This is a genomic window from Brucella pituitosa, assembly GCF_003049685.1.
In the GTDB taxonomy this organism is placed as follows: domain Bacteria; phylum Pseudomonadota; class Alphaproteobacteria; order Rhizobiales; family Rhizobiaceae; genus Brucella; species Brucella pituitosa.
The window spans coordinates 758535-779999 of the sequence record NZ_PYSY02000001.1 but is presented as its reverse complement, the minus strand read 5'-3'; the positions used below and the strand labels follow the sequence as shown (position 1 = coordinate 779999).

The following is a 21465-nucleotide window of genomic DNA, read 5'->3' as shown; positions in this document are numbered from 1 at the left end:
GGCAGGCCGCGTTAATAGTTTTAGCCTACCGGAGTACCTTGCGTGACAAACGATCAGTTCCGCATCCTGGAAGAGATTTCAGGTAATCGGAACCAATCAAAATCAAGAGCTGATGGTAGCAAAGCAGACGACCTTCTGGTCGCTGCAATAGCTGCGTTTGCCTCGATCACGCGTCCCGGACGTCAGGAAGCTCATCAGCTTGAAGACCTGACATTTCCGCTGCTTGAGCGTGCAACCATGCGCGGCAAACGGCAAGCTGCCCATGCAATTGCGCAGATCGAAGAAGCACCGCGCCGTCTTGTCCTGTCGCTCGCAAACGAACCCGTTGAGATTTCGGCCCCTATTCTTCTGCGTTCTCCGGTTCTCAGGTCAGAAGATCTCGTCGAGACTATCGGTAAGAACGGCCTTGCCCATGCCCGCGCCATCGCGCGCAGGCAGTCTGACGACCCAATATTAAAAGGCGTGCTGCAAAGCTTCGCTGATCCAGCAATTGATCGCTTGTTGGCATTACAGGAAAATCTTGCTGGTCTTGAAACCGATATGCCCAGCACATCGGCGGATCTGAGCAACAACGAAAATCCGAATAATGACTTACCCCAGCAGCCGTCTTTTTTCGGCACAAGTGCGCTGTCGGGCCCCGAACACCTTATCGACACAGCACTTTTGATTGATGATCAGATTTTCCGCACAGCATTGGCCGATTCACTGGACGTATCGTTTGAACGTGCAGACCGCATTATCGGCCAATGGCCAGAATCGCATCTGCCGATAGCCTTACGTGCACTCGGCCTATCAGCCGCCGAATGCTTCATGACCATGTCCGCAATTCTGGGCCCCGTTGCAGCGGACCGCCATAGCCTGCGAGAATTCATTCAGATCTATCGTTCTATCGACCGCGAGAAAGCGATGATGCTTGTGCGGCGCTGGAAAGCTGATGACATGTCGAAACTACTGCGCAGCAAACTGCGCGAGATGATAACTGCTGCGGATGAAAACCCGGCAACGCTGCGTTCGAGCCTATAAACTATCCGGTGTAACTAAAAACAGGCTCGCCGGGTCGGCAACATCTTCCAACTCAATTAACCACAGATCAGGATCAAAGCGGACTTCGCGCTCCATACGCTCACTTGCTTTGATATCCTCGACATCATGGAGGATACGCAAAAACATGCGCTCTCCATCGGTATTTTCTTCATAGGACGTTTGCGGAGCTGGTGAGTATAGGTCGCAGGTGCCGAAGCGCGAGCTGAGCTTGATGAAGATCGCACCTGCTTCTTTAGCACCACGACGGGCGAGATAAGCAAAGCCGCCCTCTCCCTGTACTTTACGGATCAATGCCGAAACCCAGAAATCCGATGTCAGGCGCATGGTTCACCTTGGATCAACTTATGAGCCCGATTTCACGCATTTTGGAGATCAATGCAGCGTCAACTTCGCCGGTTACCCGCAAGTTGAACAGTTTCTGGAACTCGCGAATAGCATCCTGTGTGGATTTACCCGGAACACCGTCAACACTCACCATTTCATTGCCAAAAGCCTTCAGGCCAGCCTGCACACGCACGATGTCCTGTGAGGAGATATTCGCCTGCTGCTGCACTGCTGGTGCTGCCGCTGTTTGCTTCTTTTCCTGTGCTGGCTTGCGTTCCAGCGAAGCAAGATCGGGCGCACGCTTTGCCATTTTGTCGGCTTTCAAGACAGCAGGCTCAGGGCGGGGCGACGGTACGGCCAAGTCGATCACCTTAGCCACGTCGTCTTCAGTTGTCGCCTGCGTTGCACCATTTTGTGCCGGAACGCTAACCTTCTTCTGAAGAGCCTGCCAACGGTCGATAGCCTCACGGGTTTGAGGACCTGTGAAGCCATCAACTGCGCCTTGGTAGATGCCGAGCGTCAACAGCCTTTGTTGCAGCCGTGCGATCTCAATATCGGCATTGGGCGCAAGCGCTGGCAGCATCTCATCGATAGAACCTGTAACTTGCAACCGATCCGGAGACAATTCTGCGACTTCCGTCTGCGATTGCGGTAGTGTGGTCTCAGGCGTTTCTGTGCTTGCAGTTTTCGTTAGCGATTCTTGAGGTTTATCTACTTCAGCCGTGCCGGGCAGAACTGCGCGCGGCGTTGCCTTGAAGACGAAGTCTGCACGTGTTTTGAAGAAGACTGCATTATGTGCTTCGGGTTGATACCAGAGTGCGTTGGCCGAAACAAAGCCCAACACCACGGCAAACGCTGTTGCACCGCCCGTTAGGACGGGATTGCGTACAATGAAATCGCCAGCGAAAATCGCCAGCGCGGAAGCCGAGCTGAAAAAGAATTTGAGCAGGCGGCGGCCGAAACTATGCTGTTTTGCGGGTTTGCGCATCGATCCGCTCTGGGCCTTGTTCCCGGTCTTCGTCTTTCTGCCACTCATTATTCCGTTCTCCCTGGTGACGGTGCATGTCAATCACCGTGCCAAGCTGCTGTTGATCTTCTGCTCCCAAAAAATCCTGTTCGAACAGTTTTTGCGGACCCGCCACTGGCAAGTGAACGGTTACGACCGTTCCTTCGCCCACACAGCTTTTAATTTGCATTGTGCCCTGGTGCAGTTCCACCAAGCCCTTGACCACTGACAGGCCAAGACCAGTCCCCTCTTGCGCGCGTGTATAGTTATTGTCGGCCCGCACGAAAGGCGATCCAATGCGCTGCATGTCTTCTGGCTCGATACCAATACCAGTATCGGAAACGATAATTTCGAGCTGAGGCCGGCCATCGACCATCACGCGCGCCGCATCGATAGTGACGCAACCGCCCGATTCCGTGAACTTTACCGCATTGGCTGTGAGGTTGAGCAAAATCTGCTGCACTGCGCGACGGTCGGCCACCACTTCTCCCGTAGTCGCATTCACACGATGGCAAAGCGCAAGGCCCTTCTTTTCAGCTTGCGGGAGCATGACTGCGGCACACATTTCAGCCGCGTCGCGGAAAATGAAACTCTGTGGTTCAATGCGATAAGTGCCAATTTCAAGCCGCGAATTATCAAGCACTGAGTTCACCAGCTCCAGCAGATAATGGCCCGACTTATGAATAAGACCTGCATATTCGCGCTGCTTTTCATTCTGCAGCTGGCAGCCCATTTCATGCGACAGCATATCTGAAAAGCCGATGATCGAGTTTAATGGCGTGCGCAGTTCATGGCTCACAGTTGCGAGCAGACGACCTTTGCCGATACGCTCGGCTTCAAGCTGCGCCTTCAGCGCATTGATTTCTTCAATAAGCTTCTGTTCACCCTCAAGCGAGCGCCCAACAAGTGTAATGATGCCATTGACGGCAAGACCTTCCATGCGGAAAGCGAGGAAAACCGGATTGCCATTCTCAAGCGTGCGCAGGCGGATATTCGCCGGACGCGCAGAATGACCCGAACGCAAGTCTGCAAGAAGCGATAGATATTCTACCCGATCAGCGACGTGAACGCGGTCAATCAATGCAATGCCTTCACACATCTTAGGCTCTACGCCGAGAAGTGCTGCCGACTGTGTATCAATCTCGGTGATGACACCCTCAAAATCCATTGAGAGCTGAACATCGCCCTTTGCAACCACGGGCTTTTGCTGTGCGAGCGGTTTCGATGCAACAGCACTTTTAATTGTGAAGCTGCGAGCAACGAGGCTTGCCACGTAAAGCATCAAGACGATCAGCGACGCCAATGATCCACCAGCAACTGAAGTACCGCTTGTCAGTGCAAAAGTGCTCAAAACCAACCCTGCAAGCGGCACACCTGCAAACGTTGCCAAGGGCTTGCGGCTTACAAACCAGACCTCAAGCGGCAAGGCTGCGGCCATCACCCAAAGAGCGATAGTGCTGGTGCTCGCAAATATACCAATTGCGGCAAGACCCGCGCCATAGATCGCGAAATTCAATGTTCCAAGAGCAGTGACACTCAAGCCCATCAGGCTCAAAGCACAGAAAATCATCGCAGCGCCGGCGAAACTGGCACCGAGCACAGCAAGTGCTGCAAAATCTGTCGTAACACCAGAAGCGAGCACGGCGGCAAACAGGAGAACCGGAACGAGCATGAACGAGCCAACAACCCGAATCGCAGATGCATCCGACTGCTCGGTCCAGCGCTGGCAAAAACGTTCGTGAAAACGCGCAAACGCCTGCACCTTCGTGCCTACGGTCTGTGCTACGTTTAAAAGAATGGCGTTCAACTTGCCTTACCCACTCAATACTCGCGCGGCTTATCCATCAGGGATCTGCCTGTTGACGCTAGAATTGCAGGTGAGGCTTTAAAGAAACGATAAAGCGAGAGCATCTTGAACGTCTCTATGCAGAATCTGACAGATCAGAGCCCGAGTTTTTCCGCTATGGTAAACAGATGGTGGATATCGACACGCTGGAGGCTCTCTCGCGCCTATGACAACCGCTCCTGACAGTCTCTAACCACTTGGTTACGGAATCTTTTCAAATTGAGAGGACAATGATCCCACCAATCCCGGCCAACAAACCCCGAGCGTAATGATCCGTTTTCTCATCAAATCCGCAATCTGGCTGTCGCTGGCATTCATGGTAATGCCGCACTTCTTTCCTGCGGACGAAAAAACAACGCCTCAAAAGGCTTCGGTTCAGGCCAAAGGCGAGCCCGACTCCGTTGATCAGCTATTGGCCAATGGCAAAACAGCGTTGGAAATCGGCAAGCTCTGTGTAAACAACCCTTCGTTCTGTGAGAACGGAACATCATTTCTTTCCAGCGCCGCAAGTGGAATGCTCGAACGTAGCGGCGGCATACTCGAATATCTGAGCGACCGTTTCGGCACAAAACAGCAATCATCTGATCCAGTTGTGCCCATTGTCGCGAAACAAGAGCTGCCAGCCGAGCCGACATCAAGCTCGTCACACATTGTTCCGATTCCCACACCGCGCTCAGTGGCACTGCGTACGCTTAAAGCGGTTCCAGCTAAGATTGAATCGTCGGAACCGCTCTAACTATTATTCCTAAGCATTATCGAACCAGCGCAATTCCTACAAAGAACTAACGGTTTTCCGTGACGTTTGCGGCTTTTGTCACTATATAGGCCGCATATACCAAATGGATTTCGGGCAAGTATCATGACTACCACCATCGACAGCATCATCTCCGACTTCGAATTTCTCGACGATTGGGAAGACCGCTATCGTTATGTGATTGATCTCGGCAAGGAATTACCAGCCTATCCAGACGATGCCCGCGATGCTGCTCACAAAGTGCAGGGCTGTGTCAGCCAAGTGTGGCTCAAGACCATTCCGCATGAAGGTGATGATCCGGTTATTGAATTTCTGGGCGATTCTGATGCGCATATTGTGCGCGGTCTGGTTGCAATCGTGCTCGCCTTCTATTCAGGTCGTAAGGCTTCAGAAATCGTATCGTCTGATCCGGAGGAAGTGCTCAAAAAGCTTGGACTTGATGAGCATCTCACACCGCAGCGCTCCAACGGTTTGCGTTCCATGGTCGCGCGTATTCGCCGTGATGCCGAAGCGCTCAAAGTTTCAGCCTAACAAGCGTTCAACCGACAGTGCTGCGGACAGCAATTGCCTGTCGGTTCCATGGCGTGCCGTCATCATCAGACCGACCGGTAACCCCGTAACAGGCAGCGGCAGCGTTATGCTGCAAAGATCAAATTGATTGGCAATTTGCGTATTTCGCAACAATAGGCTCTCAACGCGGTCATATTCGGCAGAATTGTCGCTGACCGATGCAATTGTTGGCGCAACAATCGGCGTTGTCGGCGTCACAAAAAAATCAATGCCAGCTAGCCGTTGTTCCATTTCATATGCGAGCCGTGTTCTCGTCTGCATCAATGCTGCGAAGTCCTCATCCGAGACGCCCAACCGCTTTGCAAGCGTATGCTTTACCCTGTCATCGACATTCGCGTCTGGATCTTTGAGCCATGTTTCGGCATGAATACGACTGGCTGCGATACCTACAATCGAACCAATGCGCGTCGCATCGCGCAGTTGAAGAATGAGATCATCCAGTTCCAGCTCAACGACCCGCAGGCCTGCTGCGGTCAGAACCGAAATTGCCGAGTTGAATGCAGCAGTTACCTCTGGTTCCGACTCCGACAAAAGCAGGCCTTTTGGCAATCCTACGGTCAGTCCATCTAACGATGCTGCCTCTGGCAGAATCGGCGCTTCACCCGCCATCACAGCATCCGCGAGAATGCAGTCGGCGACCGTTTTGGCCAAAGGTCCGATTGAATCAAGAGCGGGCGTCAGCGGAAAAGCGCCATCCAGCGGAATGCGACGGGCGGTTGGTTTAAAGCCTACCAAGCCATTCAGAGCCGCAGGGATGCGAATGGAGCCGCCCGTATCGGAGCCGATTGCTATCTCGCTGGTACCTTCAGCCGCAGAAACCGCAGCGCCTGAGGAGGAACCACCGGGAACCCGGCTTGAATCAATCGCATTACCCGGCACGCCGTAATGCGGGTTTAATCCGACCGCAGTAAAAGCAAACTCTGTCATATGGGTTTTGCCAACAATGACTGCACCGGCGTCTTTCAGCCTCTGAACGACGACTGCGTCGTTATTCGCATGCAAAGCCGATTTGCGAATGACGGAACCCGCTAATGTCGGCTCCCCTCTCACATCGAACAAATCCTTGATCGAAACAATTCGTCCGTCGAGCGGGCCGAGTGAGCGCCCTTCTTTCAGGCGTCTGTCTGATGCATCAGCCTCAGCACGTGCTCCATCTGCATAGACCGTGCCGAACACCTGTTCGTCACCTGCACGCGCCTCCAGCTTTGACAGAACTCGTTCCAGATTTTGCTGACTGCTTTGCATTTTAACCCCCGGTATTTGACGTCTTCTTATTCAAACTTCTGGATAGGTCAATGCAGTCAATCCGCGCAGCTTATCCAAAAACCGTTGCACACTTTTCGGGATACGCTCTAATTCAGCTCTGATTTGGGTGAGCAGTTGGTCGATAGTCGGTCGCACCCCAATGCAAAACCTCAGGAGATCGCCGTTCTTGTGCCTGTGGACTGTAATGCCTGTGCAGCATGGCGAGACCTGTCTTAAGCAGCATTTTTCCTGACCGCACCGGCCACTGACGTTCCCGCTCTACGGTCTCAAGCCCTTTCAGAAAACAACACACATCGATCAGGACACCGCTCAACTCCGGTCCGACTGCTTCCAGCGCTCGCTCAACCCGCATCCGACTTGCAAGCGCAATATCCGTGAGTTCGGCCATTCCGCCTGGGCCCGACCGCGATGAGTTACGGATGCCGACATCCCATCGCGCGGAAATTGACGGCATCATGGAGCCGCGTGTAAAATCAGCGCGCAATCGCTCGCCTGCACGAAATTCATCGTCAGAAATAAAACTCTCGCCATCGCCATTGCGCAGACGATAAAGCTTGGCCAGAGGAGATTCAGACGGATTGATTTCGATCCTTTCCCCATGCTCAAATTCGACCGTTTCCGTCTTCCGTGCAGTTTTTATGTTTTTACTCGCAGTCTTACGTGCAGCCCCAGAGATCACTATCCGCTGCCCGTCGCAGAGCAAAATGCCGCGTTTCTGCATCGCCTCGAGTTCTACACGCGTTGCAGCGATTGTTCCCTGCTCTCCCACAAGCAAGACGTGCGTTTCACGTACAGAATCCTGAACATCACATCCACCGTGCTTAAGAAAGCGCAGGATTCTGGCTTCCGAAGTCGAAAACACATCGCTCATGCTGCCATCCTCCAAGCAGAGAATCCCAGACCGACCATCTTTTCCAGCTTGGAAACTATGGCATCGTAATCTTCGTCATCACGCCTGTCCTCCACCAGATGGCAGGCATACATGACCGTAGTGCGATCCCGGGCAAACCCGACCGCGACTTCGCTCATCACCATTCCGAACGACGTGTGTGCAAGGTACATCCCCAACTGCCTGACTTGCGCCACCTCCCTTCTGCATCGCAAGGGCGAGCGCAGTTCTGCACCGCTAACAGCAAAATATGCGGACAACAGATCAATCAGAGCGTCACAAAGTTCCACGCTTTTTTCCTGACGCCTTCGCCCCAACGCACGACCAGAATTATCGATCTTGAGTGCTCGTCCGTGTCGCGTTGCGATCACTTTTAAAACCTCAAGAGCCTCAGCCCGGGTATGGATGATATCTGTTAGTTCCAAAGACATTCATCTTTCCTCACCGTAATAGGAATATCTTCTTATAGTGAGAAAATTGCAAGCGTGGATAAGTTTTTTACAACGTGAAGCGGGGCATATATCCACTGCAATCATATTAAATAGGAATCTTATCCAACAACATCGAACATGAGCGATCCTCTCATCAGAACCCGCAACAAACTGATGAGGATAAAAATGAAGGCAGTTGCACTGAAACAAGCGAGCATAAATTTTCTGGCTGCGAGAAAAGAAGAGCGAATATGCGCGATGCAGCGCGTGGCACTGCAAATGATCGCCGGGATTGATATGGATAAGTTATTAAACGCACCGGAAGCAGAGCGGATACAGGCGCAGACAAAGCTCGGTCGTCTGATCGAACGTGAACGTCTGAAAGGCGTCAACAGTCACTGGAGTTATGACCTCAATCGCCATATCGCCTTAAAACAGGCGTTCGACCGCCTCGGCGGGAGGAATATACGCCGAATGCCCACAAAAAATGAACAAACATAAAATAATGGCCCGGAACGCATGTAGAAAATCCATGCTTTCCGGGCCAAAATCAGAGCGCCGATCTGATTGAATCAGATTCGATTACGCGTCCTTAGGCTTGCGGCCCAGGCCCATCTTCTTTGCAAGACGCGAACGTGCTGCTGCATAGTTAGGAGCAACCATTGGATAGTTAGGATCAAGATCCCACTTTTCACGGTACTGTTCAGGGGTCATGCTGTAGTGGGTCATCAGGTGACGCTTAAGCGACTTGAACTTCTTACCGTCTTCCAGACAGATGATATAATCGTCAGTAACTGACTTCTTAGGATTGACTGCTGGCTTCGGCTTTTCAACAACGACCGGAGCTTCTTCACGCTCAACGTGACGCTTGAAAGCAGAATGCACTTCCGAAATCAGGAGAGGTAGTTCGCTCGCACGAATGGAGTTGTTTCCGACATAGGCAGCAACAACATCAGCAGTAAGGCTGAGAAGCAATTCTGCGCTCTCGTCGAAGATTTCAGGGTTTTCCATTGTTTTTCCTTTTTTTGTCTTTGCTTTAGCTCAAGCAGACTGCAGCTCTCAGAACCGATTGCCGTCTACGCGAAATTCTTATGCCCTGCCCAACTCATTCGGCGATGCAAGTATCAATGAATAGTGCCATTTGCAATAGAATTGTCAAACCACATTACATTAACAGAATTGAATTCTTCTTGGATGTGCAAATACAGTGTACTTAAACACAAAACGTGAAGCGCTATTCAAACTAGCCAAACGCATTCGGCGCTGTTGTCAGCTCTGTCATTTATTCTCGAGTATAGGGGGATGAGCATCTCTTTTCCGCCGCTTCCTTAATTTGTAGCTCACACATAAGCAATAGTTTTTTTCTGCCAAGTCTATTTACCACCGCCACTGCAAACACAATTTATTGATTGCGACATTGAATAGGGAGTCGGGCAGCAAAAAGGCATAATTAAAATATATTTCATTCAGATCAGCTCGCATTTGGCTTATCCACCAACTATATAATCGCTACGAACCATAGAGCACATGCCGGCATTCAGATGCACAAGCAATTTAGTAGTGTATTGAAGAGTTTATGCCTAATTTGCACTGTGCGTCTGTCCAATCCACATGGCTTCGCACAAGAGAGGAGATATAAATGTCTAACTCTGCCGATAAATCCCGCACATTGAAGGTTATAAAGACTGATGCGGAATGGCGCGAGCAACTTACGCCGATCCAGTACCAGATCACCCGTCAGCATGGCACTGAACGTGCATTCTCCAGCCCCAACTTCGACAGTTCCCTGCACGGTATTTATCGCTGCGTTTGCTGTGATCGCCCGTTGTATAAATCGGAAGCAAAATACGAATCCGGGACCGGATGGCCAAGCTTCTATCAACCAATCGAACCGGATGCCGTGGCTGCCTTTGAAGATCATTCCTATGGCATGACCCGCACCGAAATTCGCTGTTCCGACTGCGATGCACATCTGGGGCATGTTTTCCCTGACGGCCCAGCACCAACAGGTCTCCGCTATTGCATGAACGGAAACGCACTGATCTTCGATCAGGACTGATAACTTAGCTCTTACAGTCCGGACCTCTTCAACGGTTCGGACTGATTTCATTTGCTTTTTACTGGATTTTACATGCCACACGACACCAATTTTCCTCAGCCCCCCAAAGCACCGAAGCATCCAGCGAAGGATACCCGTCACGGTATTACCCGCATCGATGATTATGCATGGTTACGCGCAGATAACTGGCAGGAAGTATTCAAAGATCCATCGGTTCTCGCGCCTGAAATTCGCACGCATCTGGAGGCTGAAAATGCCTATCAATCGGCTTTGATGCAGGACACGGATGCGCTCCAGAAGCAGCTTTTTGCTGAGATGCGCGGTCGCATCAAGGAAGACGATTCATCCATTCCGTCAAAAGACGGCCCGTTTGCTTATGGCGTTTCTTATCGAACCGGTGGTGAGCAGCCTTATTTCATTCGCACGCCACGCGATGGCGGTGCGGAAACCATTCTCCTCGACGGCGACAAGGAAGCAGAAGGCAAGGCTTACTTCCGCCTCGCTTCAGCTGACCACTCGCCCGATCACAATCGTTTGATCTGGGGTTACGACGACAAGGGATCAGAGTTTTATAAACTCAGAGTTCGCGAGTTGAACTCCATGTCAGACCTTGGAGATATACTCACCGACACCAATGGAGGTGGCACCTGGGACGCGAACAGCAAAGGTTTCTTTTATACTTTGCTGGATGAAAACCATCGACCTTCAAAGGTTTTCTATCACGAGATCGGCACAGATCAAGCGCAGGATAAGCTGATCTATGAAGAACAGGATCCTGGCTTTTTCCTGGGCGTTGGCGGTTCTTCACTCGACGATTATGTTTTCATAGATATTCACGACCACGAAACCTCTGAATGCTGGCTGTTGCCTGCAAATGATCCGGCTGCAAAGCCTCAGCTCGTCATGGAGCGCAAGACTGGTGTTGAATACGACCTCGCGCCCGGTGGCGATGAATTTTTCATTCTGACCAATGTCGATGGCGCCAAAGACTTTAAGATCATGCGCGCTCCAGCATCTGCACCGCAGCCGGAAAACTGGGAGGAAGTCGTCGCTGAAGTTCCAGGGCGTCTTATCCTTTCGCATGGCGCTTTCAAACATCATCTGATCTGGATGGAGCGGGATAATGGCTTGCCGCGCATTGTTATTCACGATCGTAAAACCGGCGAACAACATGCTATCGCATTTGATGAAGAAGCTTATTCTCTCGGCCTGCATGGCAGTGCTGAATACGATACCGAAGTAATCCGGTTCTCATATTCCTCGATGACGACGCCGGAGCAACTCTTCGACTATAACATGCGCACGCGCGAACGCGTTCTGCTTAAAACGCAGGAAGTGCCTTCCGGCCACAATATCGAAGACTATGTAACACGTCGTATCCTTGCGCCGGCCGCGGATGGCGAACTGGTTCCTGTCTCGCTGATTTATCATAAGGACACGAAGCTCGATGGCTCTGCACCGTGTCTGCTCTACGGCTACGGCTCTTATGGTATCACCATTCCGGCAAGTTTCAGCACATCGCGGCTTTCGCTTGTTGATCGTGGCTTCATCTATGCCATCGCACATATTCGCGGCGGCAAAGACAAAGGCTTCGCCTGGTACGAAAACGGCAAACGTGAAACAAAAATCAATACGTTCACGGATTTCATCGCCGCAGCAAAGCATCTCGTCAAAGAAGGCTTCACAAGCCATGACCGTATCGTCGCACATGGTGGCTCGGCTGGAGGCATGCTGATGGGCGCGATTGCCAATATGGCACCAGATGCTTTTGGCGGTATCATCGCGGAAGTTCCATTTGTCGATGTGCTCAACACCATGCTTGATGACACATTGCCACTCACACCGCCGGAATGGCCTGAATGGGGAAATCCGATCAACTCTGAGGCTGATTATCGCAATATTGCAGCCTATTCGCCTTACGATAATGTCAGTTCGCAAGCCTATCCGCGCATACTCGCTGTGGCAGGCCTGACCGACCCACGCGTTACCTATTGGGAACCGGCAAAATGGGTAGCCAAGCTGCGTGAGCTCAAGACCGATGATCATCCAGTTCTCTTCCGCATCAACATGGATGCAGGCCATGCTGGCGCGTCAGGTCGTTTCTCGCGGCTTGAAGAAGTTGCTTACACCTATGTTTTTGCACTGAAAGTGGTTGGCAAAGCTTAATTTTTAAGGTTTGAACAGTAAAACGCCGAGAATTCCCGTCTGATTTTATTAGGCGGGAATTCTCATTTTCAGGTTTCTATATTCTGTTCGGGATTAGCCGAGATACCCAACCCACCAAACAAAACCGCTTCTCGTTTTTGCTAGAAATACTCCAGACAAATACAATATTCTTCTAAAAAATTTCAGTGAAAGGAAAAGTCAATATACTAATTTAGTGAGTATTCATCTGAACTTGCACGAAAACTTGAGCTTAGAAAACTTCCCAGAGTGTCGTATAATCACTTTAGTTGAATAGCTTCGGATCAAGGGAGAAGCCCATGTTACGTTCCGGCATCACCGTTTCAATAGCTTCAATGAGTTTGATCGTTTCCGCCCTTGTTGCTTTGCCGTCCGTCACAACCGCCAGCGCACAAGTCCGCAAGAACGTCAGCGAATATGCGGGCCAGCGTTGCAATACACCGCCGCGCGGCAGCGGCGTTATCGTCGGCCAGTTCAGCGGCGTGGACGATTCCCCATTTGTCAGTGATGGAGACGGGCTAGTGCCCATCGACCGCTTCCGCTGCTTCAAAACCATGTCCGAGTGCAAAGGCTGGCTCTATACCATGCAGAGCAAATACACCAATGCCGGACTGCCGACGGTGGTGCGCTGCACAAAGCGTTAGAGCACATCTATTTAAGACCGGATCGCACTTTTGGCTCGAATACTCTAACCACAAAACTGTGATTTTCCGTCCTCCATCTTAATGTCATGCTGTCCGAGAAGTGCAGACATATCGATTGGGAGTATTGGATATATGCAGCAGGCGAGCTACGTTCACGGTGCAAACGAAACGCCACTCATTGGCGACACCATCGGCAACCATCTTGATCTGATAGCAGAGAAATATCCCAACCGCCCGGCAGTTGTGGTACGTCACCAGAATATCCGACTAACCTATAACGAATTAAAGAACCGTACCGATGCGCTGGCCGAAGGACTGCTTGCAATCGGTCTCCAACCCGGCGAGCGCATAGGCATCTGGTCGCCCAACAATGTGGAATGGCTGCTCACACAGTTCGCGAGTGCGAAGGCGGGGCTTATTCTCGTCAATATCAATCCAGCCTATCGCGCGCATGAACTCAAGCACGTTCTGGCAAAGGTCGAATGCGCAGCGCTTATCCTTACCCCTTCCCTCAAAACCAGCAATTACATTGAAATTCTTCGCTCGATCGTTCCAGAGCTTGGTGATGCGCGGCCCGGTTATCTCAGCTCAGAGCACTTACCGGGGCTGCGTTGCGTCATTCGCCTGGGGGAAGAGCGGACGACTGGCATGTTTAATTTCGATGAAGTCGCAATTTCCGGCAACGCAACCACGATTAAACAACGGCTACAGCTTGCAGACGAGCTGCAATTTGACGATCCGATTAATATCCAGTTCACCAGTGGCACCACAGGTAGCCCCAAAGGGGCGACGCTCACTCATCACAATATTCTCAATAATGGTTTCTTCATTGGCGAGGCGATGCGGCTCAGTGAGCAGGACCGGCTTTGTATTCCTGTTCCTTTCTATCACTGCTTCGGCATGGTTCTGGGCAATCTGGCCTGTGTGACACACGGCGCCTGCATGGTCATTCCCAATGACAGCTTCGATCCTCTGCTCACACTGCAAACGGTCGAAGACGAGAAATGTACCGGCCTGCATGGCGTGCCGACCATGTTCATTTCGATGCTCGACCATCCGGAATTTTCGCGTTTCGATCTCACCAGTCTGCGCACCGGCATCATGGCTGGTTCGCCGTGCCCGATTGAGATCATGCGGCGGGTGGTCAGTGAAATGCATCAGAGTGAAATCACCATTGCCTATGGCATGACCGAAACAAGTCCGGTCAGTTTTCAAAGTGCAACGACCGACCCGCTGGAAAGGCGCGTCTCGACGGTCGGTCGCATTCATCCGCATCTCGAAGTGAAAATTATCAATGCAGATGGCAAGATCGCACCACGCGGCGAGAAAGGCGAATTACTGACCCGCGGATACAGCGTCATGCGTGGATACTGGGCAGATGCCGTCGCCTCTGCAGAAGCAATTGACGATGCTGGATGGATGCATACAGGGGATCTCGCGACCATTGATGCGGAAGGCTATTGCAACATCGTCGGACGCATTAAGGATCTGATTATTCGCGGTGGTGAAAATATCTATCCGCGAGAGATCGAAGAATTTCTATTCACCCACCCGGCTATCAGCGATGCTCAGGTTTTCGGTGTTCCAGACAATAAATTCGGTGAGATAATCTGCGTATGGATCAAGCTGCATCGAGACCGAGAGCTTAGTGAAGAAGAATTTATTGCATTCTGCAAGCAGCACATCGCTCATTACAAAATCCCGGCGCATGTCCGTTTTGTGGATGAGTTTCCCATGACCATAACTGGCAAGATACAGAAATTCGTCATGCGGCAAGCGATGATCAAGGAGCTTGGGCTGGAAGAGATCAGAACGGCCTGAGCTCACGATAAAAGCGGACCACTTTTTGGCTTGATTGCTTTACCGTGCTGGATAGCCATTTTTATGCGCTGGAATGGCTTTGAGATATGCAGCAATTGCCGCACGATCAGCATCCGTCAAATGCGCCATATTGGCAACGACATCCGCCATTGACCCACCAAGTGAATCGAAATCTGGCGTGAAACCGCTTTGCAATGCATAGGCGATATCGTTCTCGCCCCATTCACCGATGCCACCCTCGCCTGTGGTAATATTGGGAACGATGCCTTTACGGCCATCGCTACCGGTTTCCGGTGATAGCGCTCCAGCCATCCATTGCTTGGTATCAAGTCCACCAATGACGTTGCGTGGAGTATGACACTCGCCGCAATGGCCGAGCGCTTCTGTCAGATACTGGCCACGCTTCACCTGGTCGGATGCGCTTGCAAGGTCCACAACTAGTTTGTCCGAAAGATAGAGCTGCTTCCAAAGCCCCAATCCACGACGAATCGTGAAGGGAAAGCCCAACTTGTGCGGCGCTGCCACATTGTCAGAAGTTGGCAAGGTCTTCATGTAAGCAAAGAGGTCGGCAACGTCCTGCGGCTGCATTTTGGCGTAAGACGTATAAGGGAAAGACGGATAAAGATGCTCTCCACCTCGTCCCACGCCTTTCAGCATTGCGTTGGCAAAATCATGCAAGGTCCAGTTACCGATACCTTGCTCTGACGGAGAAATGTTCGGTGCGATGAATGTGCCAAAATCCGAAACCAGTTCATGCCCACCCGCAAGCACCTTGCGGTCGTCACCCGACGCACCGGGAGCAGCATGACAGGAAGCACAGCCCCCTGCCCAGAACACCTGCTCGCCCTTGGTAGCGTCACCCGGCTGCAAAGATGCAATCACCGACTGATCCACCGTCTGAGGCGTCGTCAGCACCCAGAAGGCAGCAGCACCAATGATGAATACAGCACCTGCGGCATATGCGAGTTTACGGACCATTGTTCTGCCAGAGCGGTTTCTGTTTAAACAGAAACCGCTCTATCCCTTTAGTTTACGCATTATTCGACGCAAAACTGCTTCGCACTTTTGGCTCAAATGCTCTTATCAGTTCTTTTTCACACGATAGACTTGATGGCATGAACCGCAATTGGCAGCGACTTGCTGGAATGCTGGCTTCAACGCATCAAGATCCTGCGGCTTTGCGGCAAGCGCTGCGGCAGCGTCGGAGCGGAACTTTTCAACGTGCTTGACGAAATCTTCCTTGTTTTCCCAAATCTTGGGCGAAGCTTCTGTATCGCCTTGATCGGACCCTGCCGGGAACAGAGTATCGACGTCTAATTTCTTGGCGTCAGCATCCAGCTTCTCAAGTGCAGCCAGAGCGGTAGCAGCATCGAAAGGCTTCTCGCCTTTGACCATCGGCGCGAGCTGTCCAACAGAACGCCCCATATCCTTCATGATCGCCTGACGGTCAGCAATCACATCGGCATGAGCCACGCTGGCAGTCAAAATCGCAACTGAACTGACAGCAAGGAAAAATGAACGCATATGGTCCTCCGCATCTAAAAATTGAACAAAATTCGTTCCTTGGTACAAATATCCGATACAATCACCACCATTGCAACAAAGGCATCGAACAAACCCCAACTATCAAAAGTAACACACAGAGGTTATATCGATTATTACAGGCACTTCACGAGAATGTGAAAAACATGATTGAAATACTATTGTTTATTATTTCTGATATTCTGCCTTATCATAGCTACAACGAATATAATTCGTGATTATATTAATCATGTTTGTGTGAAATCATAAATTTAAACAAAGAAAAACCCCGCTTTCGCGGGGTTCTCATACCTACGACTGACGCGGCAGATTATGCCTTTTCGTAAAGCTCAAGCACGTAGTCCCAGTTGACGAGGCTATCGACAAAAGCTTCAAGATACTTCGGACGCGCATTACGGTAATCGATGTAATAGGAATGCTCCCATACGTCGACGCCGAGGATTGGCGTTGCGCCATGAACCAGCGGGCTTTCACCGTTTGCAGTCTTCGAGATTTCGAGCTTGCCGTTCTTAACCGAAAGCCATGCCCAGCCCGAACCGAACTGACCAGCACCGGCAGCAATGAAGTCTTCGCGGAATTTGTCATAGCCGCCGAGATCGGATTCAACTGCCTTTTCAAGCTTGCCTGGCAGCTTCTTGCCGCCACCGTCTTTCTTCATCCAGTTCCAGAAATGGAGATGGTTGTAGTGCTGGCCTGCATTGTTGAAGAGCGCCTGATTCTTGCCAAAGCTTTCCTTGACGATTTCTTCGAGGCTCTTGCCTTCAAGGCCGGAACCTTCAAGCAACTTATTACCATTGGTAACATATGCCTGATGGTGCTTGTCGTGGTGGAATTCGAGCGTTTCGCGCGACATGAACGGAGCAAGTGCGTCATAATCGTACGGAAGGGCGGGCAGTTCAAAAGCCATTGGAACTCTCCTCTTTGTCTTTCAGCTTGCAATAGGCAGCTACTGGGGGCAGAGCGAATACATACCCTGAAACTTGCGTGCGCAACTTACATAGGCCGCAACGCCTCGGGCGGCAATGGCGCATATTCTAAATTCGCGGCTCATCGCAATGAATTTTTATTGAAATTGCATAAGGATAAGGTCCACTTTACTTTTTTTGAGATTGATGCACGAACGGAGAAAATCGGTGTCCTATAATTCTTATGTTTTCGACGCTTATGGCACATTGTTCGATGTGCACTCAGCCGTGCGTAAACATGCGGATAAAGCCGGACCTGATGGTCGTTTATTCTCGGAACTTTGGCGCGCCAAGCAGCTGGAATATTCGTGGGTTCTAAGCCTTATGGGGGCCTACAAAGACTTCTGGGCGCTGACAGAAGAAGCTCTGGATTTTGCTTTTGCGCGATATCCTTCCGTAGCCCCTTCCCTTCGCAGCGATCTTCTCGACGCCTACTGGAAACTCGACTGTTATCCTGAAGTGCCGGTTGCACTCAAAAACCTTAAAAGCCGTGGCGCGCGTTTGGCTATTCTCTCCAATGGCTCACCGGCCATGTTGGAGGCAGCAGTTAAATCATCGGCGCTTGATGTTCTGCTCGACGACGTAATCTCTGTAGACACTGTACAGCGCTATAAAACCGCACCCGCCGTCTATGAACTTGTCACCACACAATGGCGGCTCTACCCATCTGCAATCTCGTTTCAGTCATCCAATCGATGGGATGTTGCAGGTGCTGCGCGATTCGGAATGCGCTCCGTCTGGATCAATCGGTCCAACCAGCCCGACGAGTATAAGCAACATCCGCCTGCTCTTATTCTGCCGAGCCTTCAGCTCCTTGATTGAATCTCACTAAAACTTGAACGGGCAACTTCATGCAATAACGGTCTGTTGCGATCAAAATTGTGTCGCAGCGGCAACACGGGGCATATCCCATCGTATTAGCCACGTTTAGGCCTTATTCCGACCGGCGGGAGGCCACATTTATGGGGCGTTTTGCCCCCACAAATCGCCGAACAAAAAGTGTTCAGCATTACTGAAACACCGCAACTTGCGATCAAAGCAACGGGTTGGTCGCACTTCATTAACCCTAACCGTTGTATCTGTAGCTCCTCCCGTCACTAATCTGGTTTTCATATGCACACCACCCTTACCCGCCGTTCTTTTCTTACGGCCATGACAGCAACAGCGGCGGCCGGCCTCGCCGGTTGCGCTCAGTTGGGGCAGAATGTTCCAATTGTCGATGTGGATGCTTCGGGCAATCCTATTAACAGGACACCGCAGGCGAACGTCGATGCCTCATACGGAAGCTGGGCATCAATGTATGCTGCAGTGGAAGACAATGGCTTTCAGCTTCCTGCCATTCCGATCCAGAAAATGGACAAGCGCTTCTTGCGCCAGGTCGTTCAGGATCCGACAGGCGAAATGCCGGGCACGATCGTTGTCGATACCACCAACCGGTTCCTCTATCTGGTACTCGGCAATGGTCAGGCAATGCGTTACGGCGTCGGCATTGGCCGCGACGGGTTTGCATGGTCGGGCCGCGCAGTCATACAGTACAAGCGCGAATGGCCACGCTGGACGCCACCGGATGAGATGGTCGCCCGTCAGCCAGAGCTCGAGCCATATAGCTCACGCAATGGCGGCATGGCTCCAGGTCTCAAGAACCCACTCGGTGCGCGCGCGCTCTACATCTTCAAAGACGGTAAAGACACGATCTACCGCCTGCACGGCAATCCTGAATGGTGGTCGATCGGTAAAGCCGTTTCGTCGGGCTGCGTACGCCTGATGAACCAGGACATTATCGACCTCTATAATCGCGTACCTGCGAAGTCGCCTATTCTGGTTATGTAGTCTGAATTGATTTCTAATGAACAAATGAAAAAGCCCCCTTTATGGGGGCTTTCTCTTTTATAACACGTCGCGTTCTTAAAGCACTTCGCGTTTGATTATACCCAGACGACGCGCTTTAAGTCTTTGTTTTTACGCATGTCGTTAACGGAAAACCGGTCCCCACTTTTCCGCGACATGCTTTAGCGTTTGAAACTACCCAAAATACCGCGAACCAGCGCGCGTCCGAGTGAGTTGCTGACAGACCGAACCACCGACTTCATCGCAGTCTCAGCAACAGTCTGACGTCCTGAACGGCGCCCCGTTCCCAATGCAGTTCCAACCAGATCACCGAGAATACTGCCACCTTCTCCGGATTCTTCTTCCTTGGTCTTCTGCTGTGCTGCAGCGGCTGCTTGTGCCTTTCTGGCAAGCATTTCAAATGCAGAATCACGATCGACAGTCTGATCGTACTGTCCGGAAACAGGGCTCGCCGCGATAACCTTTGCACGCTCATCTGGCGTCAATGGTCCAATTCGCGACGATGGCGGACGGATCAATGTGCGCTGCACCATCGACGGCACACCTTTGGCCTGCAATGTCGAAATCAGTGCTTCACCGGTTGCAAGACTGGTAATCGCCTCAAACGTCTTGAAATCCGGATTTGGCCGGAACGTATCGGCTGCCGTCTTCACCGCATTCGTTTCACGTGGCGTGTAAGCGCGCAGTGCGTGCTGAACACGATTGCCGAGCTGTGCGAGAACCGTTTCCGGCACATCGAGCGGGTTCTGCGTCACGAAATAAACGCCGACACCCTTGGAGCGGATCAGGCGCACCACCTGCTCTACACGATCGACCAATGCCTTAGGCGCTTCATCAAACAGCAAATGCGCTTCATCGAAAAAGAAGACGAGCTTCGGCTTATCGGGATCGCCCACTTCCGGCAATTCCTCGAACAATTCAGACATAAGCCACAGCAGGAATGTCGAATAAAGGCGCGGGCTCATCATCAGTTTATCAGCCGCAAGCACGCTTATCACGCCGCGTCCGTCGGTCGTGGTGCGCATCAGGTCAGCAATGCGCAGCGCCGGTTCGCCAAAAAACTTGGAACCACCCTGCTGATCGAGCACGAGCAATGAACGCTGGATTGCACCGACAGACGCCTTGTTGACGTTGCCGTATTTTGCAGAGAGTTCGGCTGAGCGCTCCGCCATTTCTGTGAGCATTGCCTGCAGATCTTTCAAATCCAGCAGAAGCAGGCCTTCTTCGTCGGCAAGACGGAAGGCAACATTAAGCACACCTTCCTGCGCATCCGTGAGGCTCATCAGGCGTGAAAGCAGCAGCGGTCCCATTTCGGAAATGGTCGCACGAACCGGATGGCCCTGCTCGCCGAAAATATCCCAGAAAATGACTGGAGAAGCCCGCATTTCATATGGTTCAAGCTTAATTTCCGCTGCACGCTTGGTCAGGTTGTCATTGACAATACCTGTTGCTGCAATGCCTGAAAGATCGCCTTTGATGTCGGCGCAAAAAACAGGAACACCTGCAGCCGAAAAACTCTCGGCCAAGACCTGCAATGTCACCGTCTTACCCGTACCTGTTGCACCGGTTACAAGCCCATGCCTGTTCCCATATTTCAGCGCCAGATATTCAGGCTGCTGATAGGAATCATCTGGTTTGCGGCTTGCACCAAGGAAAATTGCATCATCGGCCGTCATTAAACAGGTCGCTCCGTATAAGGTTTGCTTCCTTTACGATATACTAGGACCACCGTCACGCAACAACGATAAAGCCGAATTTTGGCTTGGATACTTAATTTGTGGTCATAGGAATGCAGGAATTTCCCAATATTTTGAATTAGGAAAGCTTGCAAAGCGCCAACGAGAATGCATATTACGTAAACGTAAGAAATTTGGGAGACTCTCATGGATGAACTGATCGCGCGCATCACCTCGAATGTCGGCATCGATGCAGCAACGGCACAAAAGGCTGTTGGCATGATTCTGGCGTTTCTGCAGAAGGAAGGCCCAGCTGACAAAGTACAGCAGTTGCTTGCAGCATTCCCGGGTGCCGAAGAAGCCATTTCGCAGGTCAAGGGTGGCGGTCTGCTTTCCGGCCTTATGGGTGGCGTGATGGGCCTTGGTACTCAGCTGATGGGTGCAGGTCTCGGCATGGGTGAAATCTCCGGCGTTGCCAAGGAAACCATCCGCTTTGCCAAGGAAAAGGCTGGCGACGAACCTGTCGATGCAGTGGTCGGATCAATCCCCGGCCTCGGACAGTTCGTCTAAGACTGCTTTATAGAGACAAAAGCCCC

The 21465-nt window shown here is 51.6% G+C and carries 23 protein-coding genes; 11 read left to right on the top strand and 12 right to left on the bottom strand.

Features of this window, described 5'->3' with window-relative positions; translation table 11 throughout:
• Positions 1–42 precede the first annotated feature (42 nt).
• Positions 43–1023 (top strand): DUF2336 domain-containing protein, encoded by a 981-nt coding sequence (locus C9380_RS03760; RefSeq protein ID WP_024897266.1) that lies wholly within the window; start codon positions 43–45, stop codon positions 1021–1023.
• Here C9380_RS03760 and C9380_RS03755 read toward each other — a convergent pair.
• From C9380_RS03755 to C9380_RS03745, 3 genes are read right to left on the bottom strand one after another with little or no spacing between them, the layout of a single operon-like run.
• Positions 1018–1368: a DUF1491 family protein gene (locus C9380_RS03755; protein ID WP_128093016.1), complete on the bottom strand. Its 351-nt coding sequence runs from the start codon at positions 1366–1368 to the stop codon at positions 1018–1020. The genes C9380_RS03760 and C9380_RS03755 overlap by 6 nt on opposite strands.
• A 13-nt stretch (positions 1369–1381) precedes the next feature.
• On the bottom strand, positions 1382–2356 hold the full coding sequence (locus C9380_RS03750; protein ID WP_128093625.1) for a peptidoglycan-binding domain-containing protein: 975 nt from the start codon (positions 2354–2356) through the stop codon (positions 1382–1384).
• Positions 2331–4181: an ATP-binding protein gene (locus tag C9380_RS03745; RefSeq protein WP_100559480.1), complete on the bottom strand. Its 1851-nt coding sequence runs from the start codon at positions 4179–4181 to the stop codon at positions 2331–2333. The genes C9380_RS03750 and C9380_RS03745 overlap by 26 nt, the downstream gene beginning before the upstream one ends.
• A 307-nt stretch (positions 4182–4488) precedes the next feature.
• On the opposite strand from C9380_RS03745, the gene C9380_RS03740 reads away from it, so the two are divergent.
• Entirely contained in the window at positions 4489–4956 is a 468-nt protein-coding gene (locus C9380_RS03740; protein ID WP_024897262.1) for a hypothetical protein, read from the top strand.
• A 123-nt stretch (positions 4957–5079) separates the two neighbouring features.
• Positions 5080–5505 carry a SufE family protein gene (locus tag C9380_RS03735; RefSeq protein ID WP_024897261.1) on the top strand — a complete coding sequence of 142 codons (426 nt, stop codon included), beginning with the start codon at positions 5080–5082 and terminating at the stop codon, positions 5503–5505.
• Here the strand turns inward: C9380_RS03735 and C9380_RS03730 are convergent.
• From C9380_RS03730 to C9380_RS03720, 3 genes are all read right to left on the bottom strand, one after another.
• The gene (locus C9380_RS03730) at positions 5497–6789 is read right to left on the bottom strand and encodes an amidase (protein ID WP_128093015.1); all 1293 of its coding nucleotides are present in this window, start codon (positions 6787–6789) and stop codon (positions 5497–5499) included. The two genes, C9380_RS03735 and C9380_RS03730, sit on opposite strands and share 9 nt — an antisense overlap.
• A gap of 112 nt (positions 6790–6901) precedes the next feature.
• Positions 6902–7681, bottom strand: a complete 780-nt coding sequence (locus C9380_RS03725; RefSeq protein ID WP_024897259.1) for a DUF6456 domain-containing protein — start codon at positions 7679–7681, stop codon at positions 6902–6904.
• Positions 7678–8124 (bottom strand): helix-turn-helix domain-containing protein, encoded by a 447-nt coding sequence (locus C9380_RS03720; protein WP_024897258.1) that lies wholly within the window; start codon positions 8122–8124, stop codon positions 7678–7680. The genes C9380_RS03725 and C9380_RS03720 overlap by 4 nt, the downstream gene beginning before the upstream one ends.
• 192 nt (positions 8125–8316) lie before the next feature.
• Here C9380_RS03720 and C9380_RS03715 point away from each other — a divergent pair, with 192 nt between their 5' ends.
• Positions 8317–8631, top strand: a complete 315-nt coding sequence (locus tag C9380_RS03715) for a cytoplasmic protein (protein ID WP_128093014.1) — start codon at positions 8317–8319, stop codon at positions 8629–8631.
• A gap of 81 nt (positions 8632–8712) precedes the next feature.
• Here the strand turns inward: C9380_RS03715 and C9380_RS03710 are convergent, their stop codons facing one another.
• Entirely contained in the window at positions 8713–9141 is a 429-nt protein-coding gene (locus tag C9380_RS03710) for a Ros/MucR family transcriptional regulator (protein WP_024897256.1), read from the bottom strand.
• 628 nt (positions 9142–9769) lie between these two features.
• Between C9380_RS03710 and msrB the strand changes: the two genes are divergently transcribed.
• The 4 genes from msrB (at position 9770) to C9380_RS03690 (ending at position 14838) form a co-directional block, all read left to right on the top strand.
• Positions 9770–10189, top strand: coding sequence for a peptide-methionine (R)-S-oxide reductase MsrB (gene msrB, locus C9380_RS03705; RefSeq protein WP_024897255.1), 420 nt, complete (start codon positions 9770–9772; stop codon positions 10187–10189).
• A gap of 72 nt (positions 10190–10261) precedes the next feature.
• The gene (locus tag C9380_RS03700; protein WP_128093013.1) at positions 10262–12355 is read left to right on the top strand and encodes a S9 family peptidase; all 2094 of its coding nucleotides are present in this window, start codon (positions 10262–10264) and stop codon (positions 12353–12355) included.
• A 353-nt stretch (positions 12356–12708) separates the two neighbouring features.
• Entirely contained in the window at positions 12709–13017 is a 309-nt protein-coding gene (locus tag C9380_RS03695) for a hypothetical protein (protein ID WP_374844394.1), read from the top strand.
• Between the two features lie 132 nt (positions 13018–13149).
• Positions 13150–14838 (top strand): AMP-binding protein, encoded by a 1689-nt coding sequence (locus tag C9380_RS03690; RefSeq protein WP_128093012.1) that lies wholly within the window; start codon positions 13150–13152, stop codon positions 14836–14838.
• A 39-nt stretch (positions 14839–14877) separates the two neighbouring features.
• Here C9380_RS03690 and C9380_RS03685 read toward each other — a convergent pair whose 3' ends face one another.
• From C9380_RS03685 to C9380_RS03675, 3 genes are all read right to left on the bottom strand, one after another.
• Positions 14878–15816, bottom strand: coding sequence for a cytochrome c (locus C9380_RS03685; protein WP_111786276.1), 939 nt, complete (start codon positions 15814–15816; stop codon positions 14878–14880).
• 105 nt (positions 15817–15921) lie between these two features.
• The gene (locus C9380_RS03680) at positions 15922–16362 is read right to left on the bottom strand and encodes a c-type cytochrome (protein ID WP_111786275.1); all 441 of its coding nucleotides are present in this window, start codon (positions 16360–16362) and stop codon (positions 15922–15924) included.
• A 328-nt stretch (positions 16363–16690) separates the two neighbouring features.
• A complete protein-coding gene (locus C9380_RS03675) occupies positions 16691–17287 on the bottom strand; it encodes a superoxide dismutase (RefSeq protein WP_007874131.1) in 597 nt (198 codons plus the stop codon).
• A 226-nt stretch (positions 17288–17513) separates the two neighbouring features.
• On the opposite strand from C9380_RS03675, the gene C9380_RS03670 reads away from it, so the two are divergent.
• Positions 17514–18167, top strand: a complete 654-nt coding sequence (locus C9380_RS03670; protein WP_128093011.1) for a haloacid dehalogenase type II — start codon at positions 17514–17516, stop codon at positions 18165–18167.
• A gap of 291 nt (positions 18168–18458) precedes the next feature.
• Positions 18459–19175, top strand: coding sequence for a L,D-transpeptidase (locus C9380_RS03665; protein ID WP_024897248.1), 717 nt, complete (start codon positions 18459–18461; stop codon positions 19173–19175).
• 95 nt (positions 19176–19270) lie between these two features.
• Here the strand turns inward: C9380_RS03665 and tilS are convergent, their stop codons facing one another.
• Together tilS and C9380_RS03655 are read right to left on the bottom strand one after the other, a co-directional pair.
• Positions 19271–19351 carry a tRNA lysidine(34) synthetase TilS gene (gene tilS, locus C9380_RS28445; protein WP_128093624.1) on the bottom strand — a complete coding sequence of 27 codons (81 nt, stop codon included), beginning with the start codon at positions 19349–19351 and terminating at the stop codon, positions 19271–19273.
• A 3-nt stretch (positions 19352–19354) separates the two neighbouring features.
• Complete coding sequence (locus C9380_RS03655) at positions 19355–20869, bottom strand: helicase HerA-like C-terminal domain-containing protein (protein WP_128093010.1); 1515 nt, start codon at positions 20867–20869, stop codon at positions 19355–19357.
• Positions 20870–21076: 207 nt separating this feature from the next.
• Between C9380_RS03655 and C9380_RS03650 the strand changes: the two genes are divergently transcribed.
• Positions 21077–21439: a hypothetical protein gene (locus C9380_RS03650; protein ID WP_024897246.1), complete on the top strand. Its 363-nt coding sequence runs from the start codon at positions 21077–21079 to the stop codon at positions 21437–21439.
• The last annotated feature ends 26 nt before the right edge of the window (positions 21440–21465 follow it).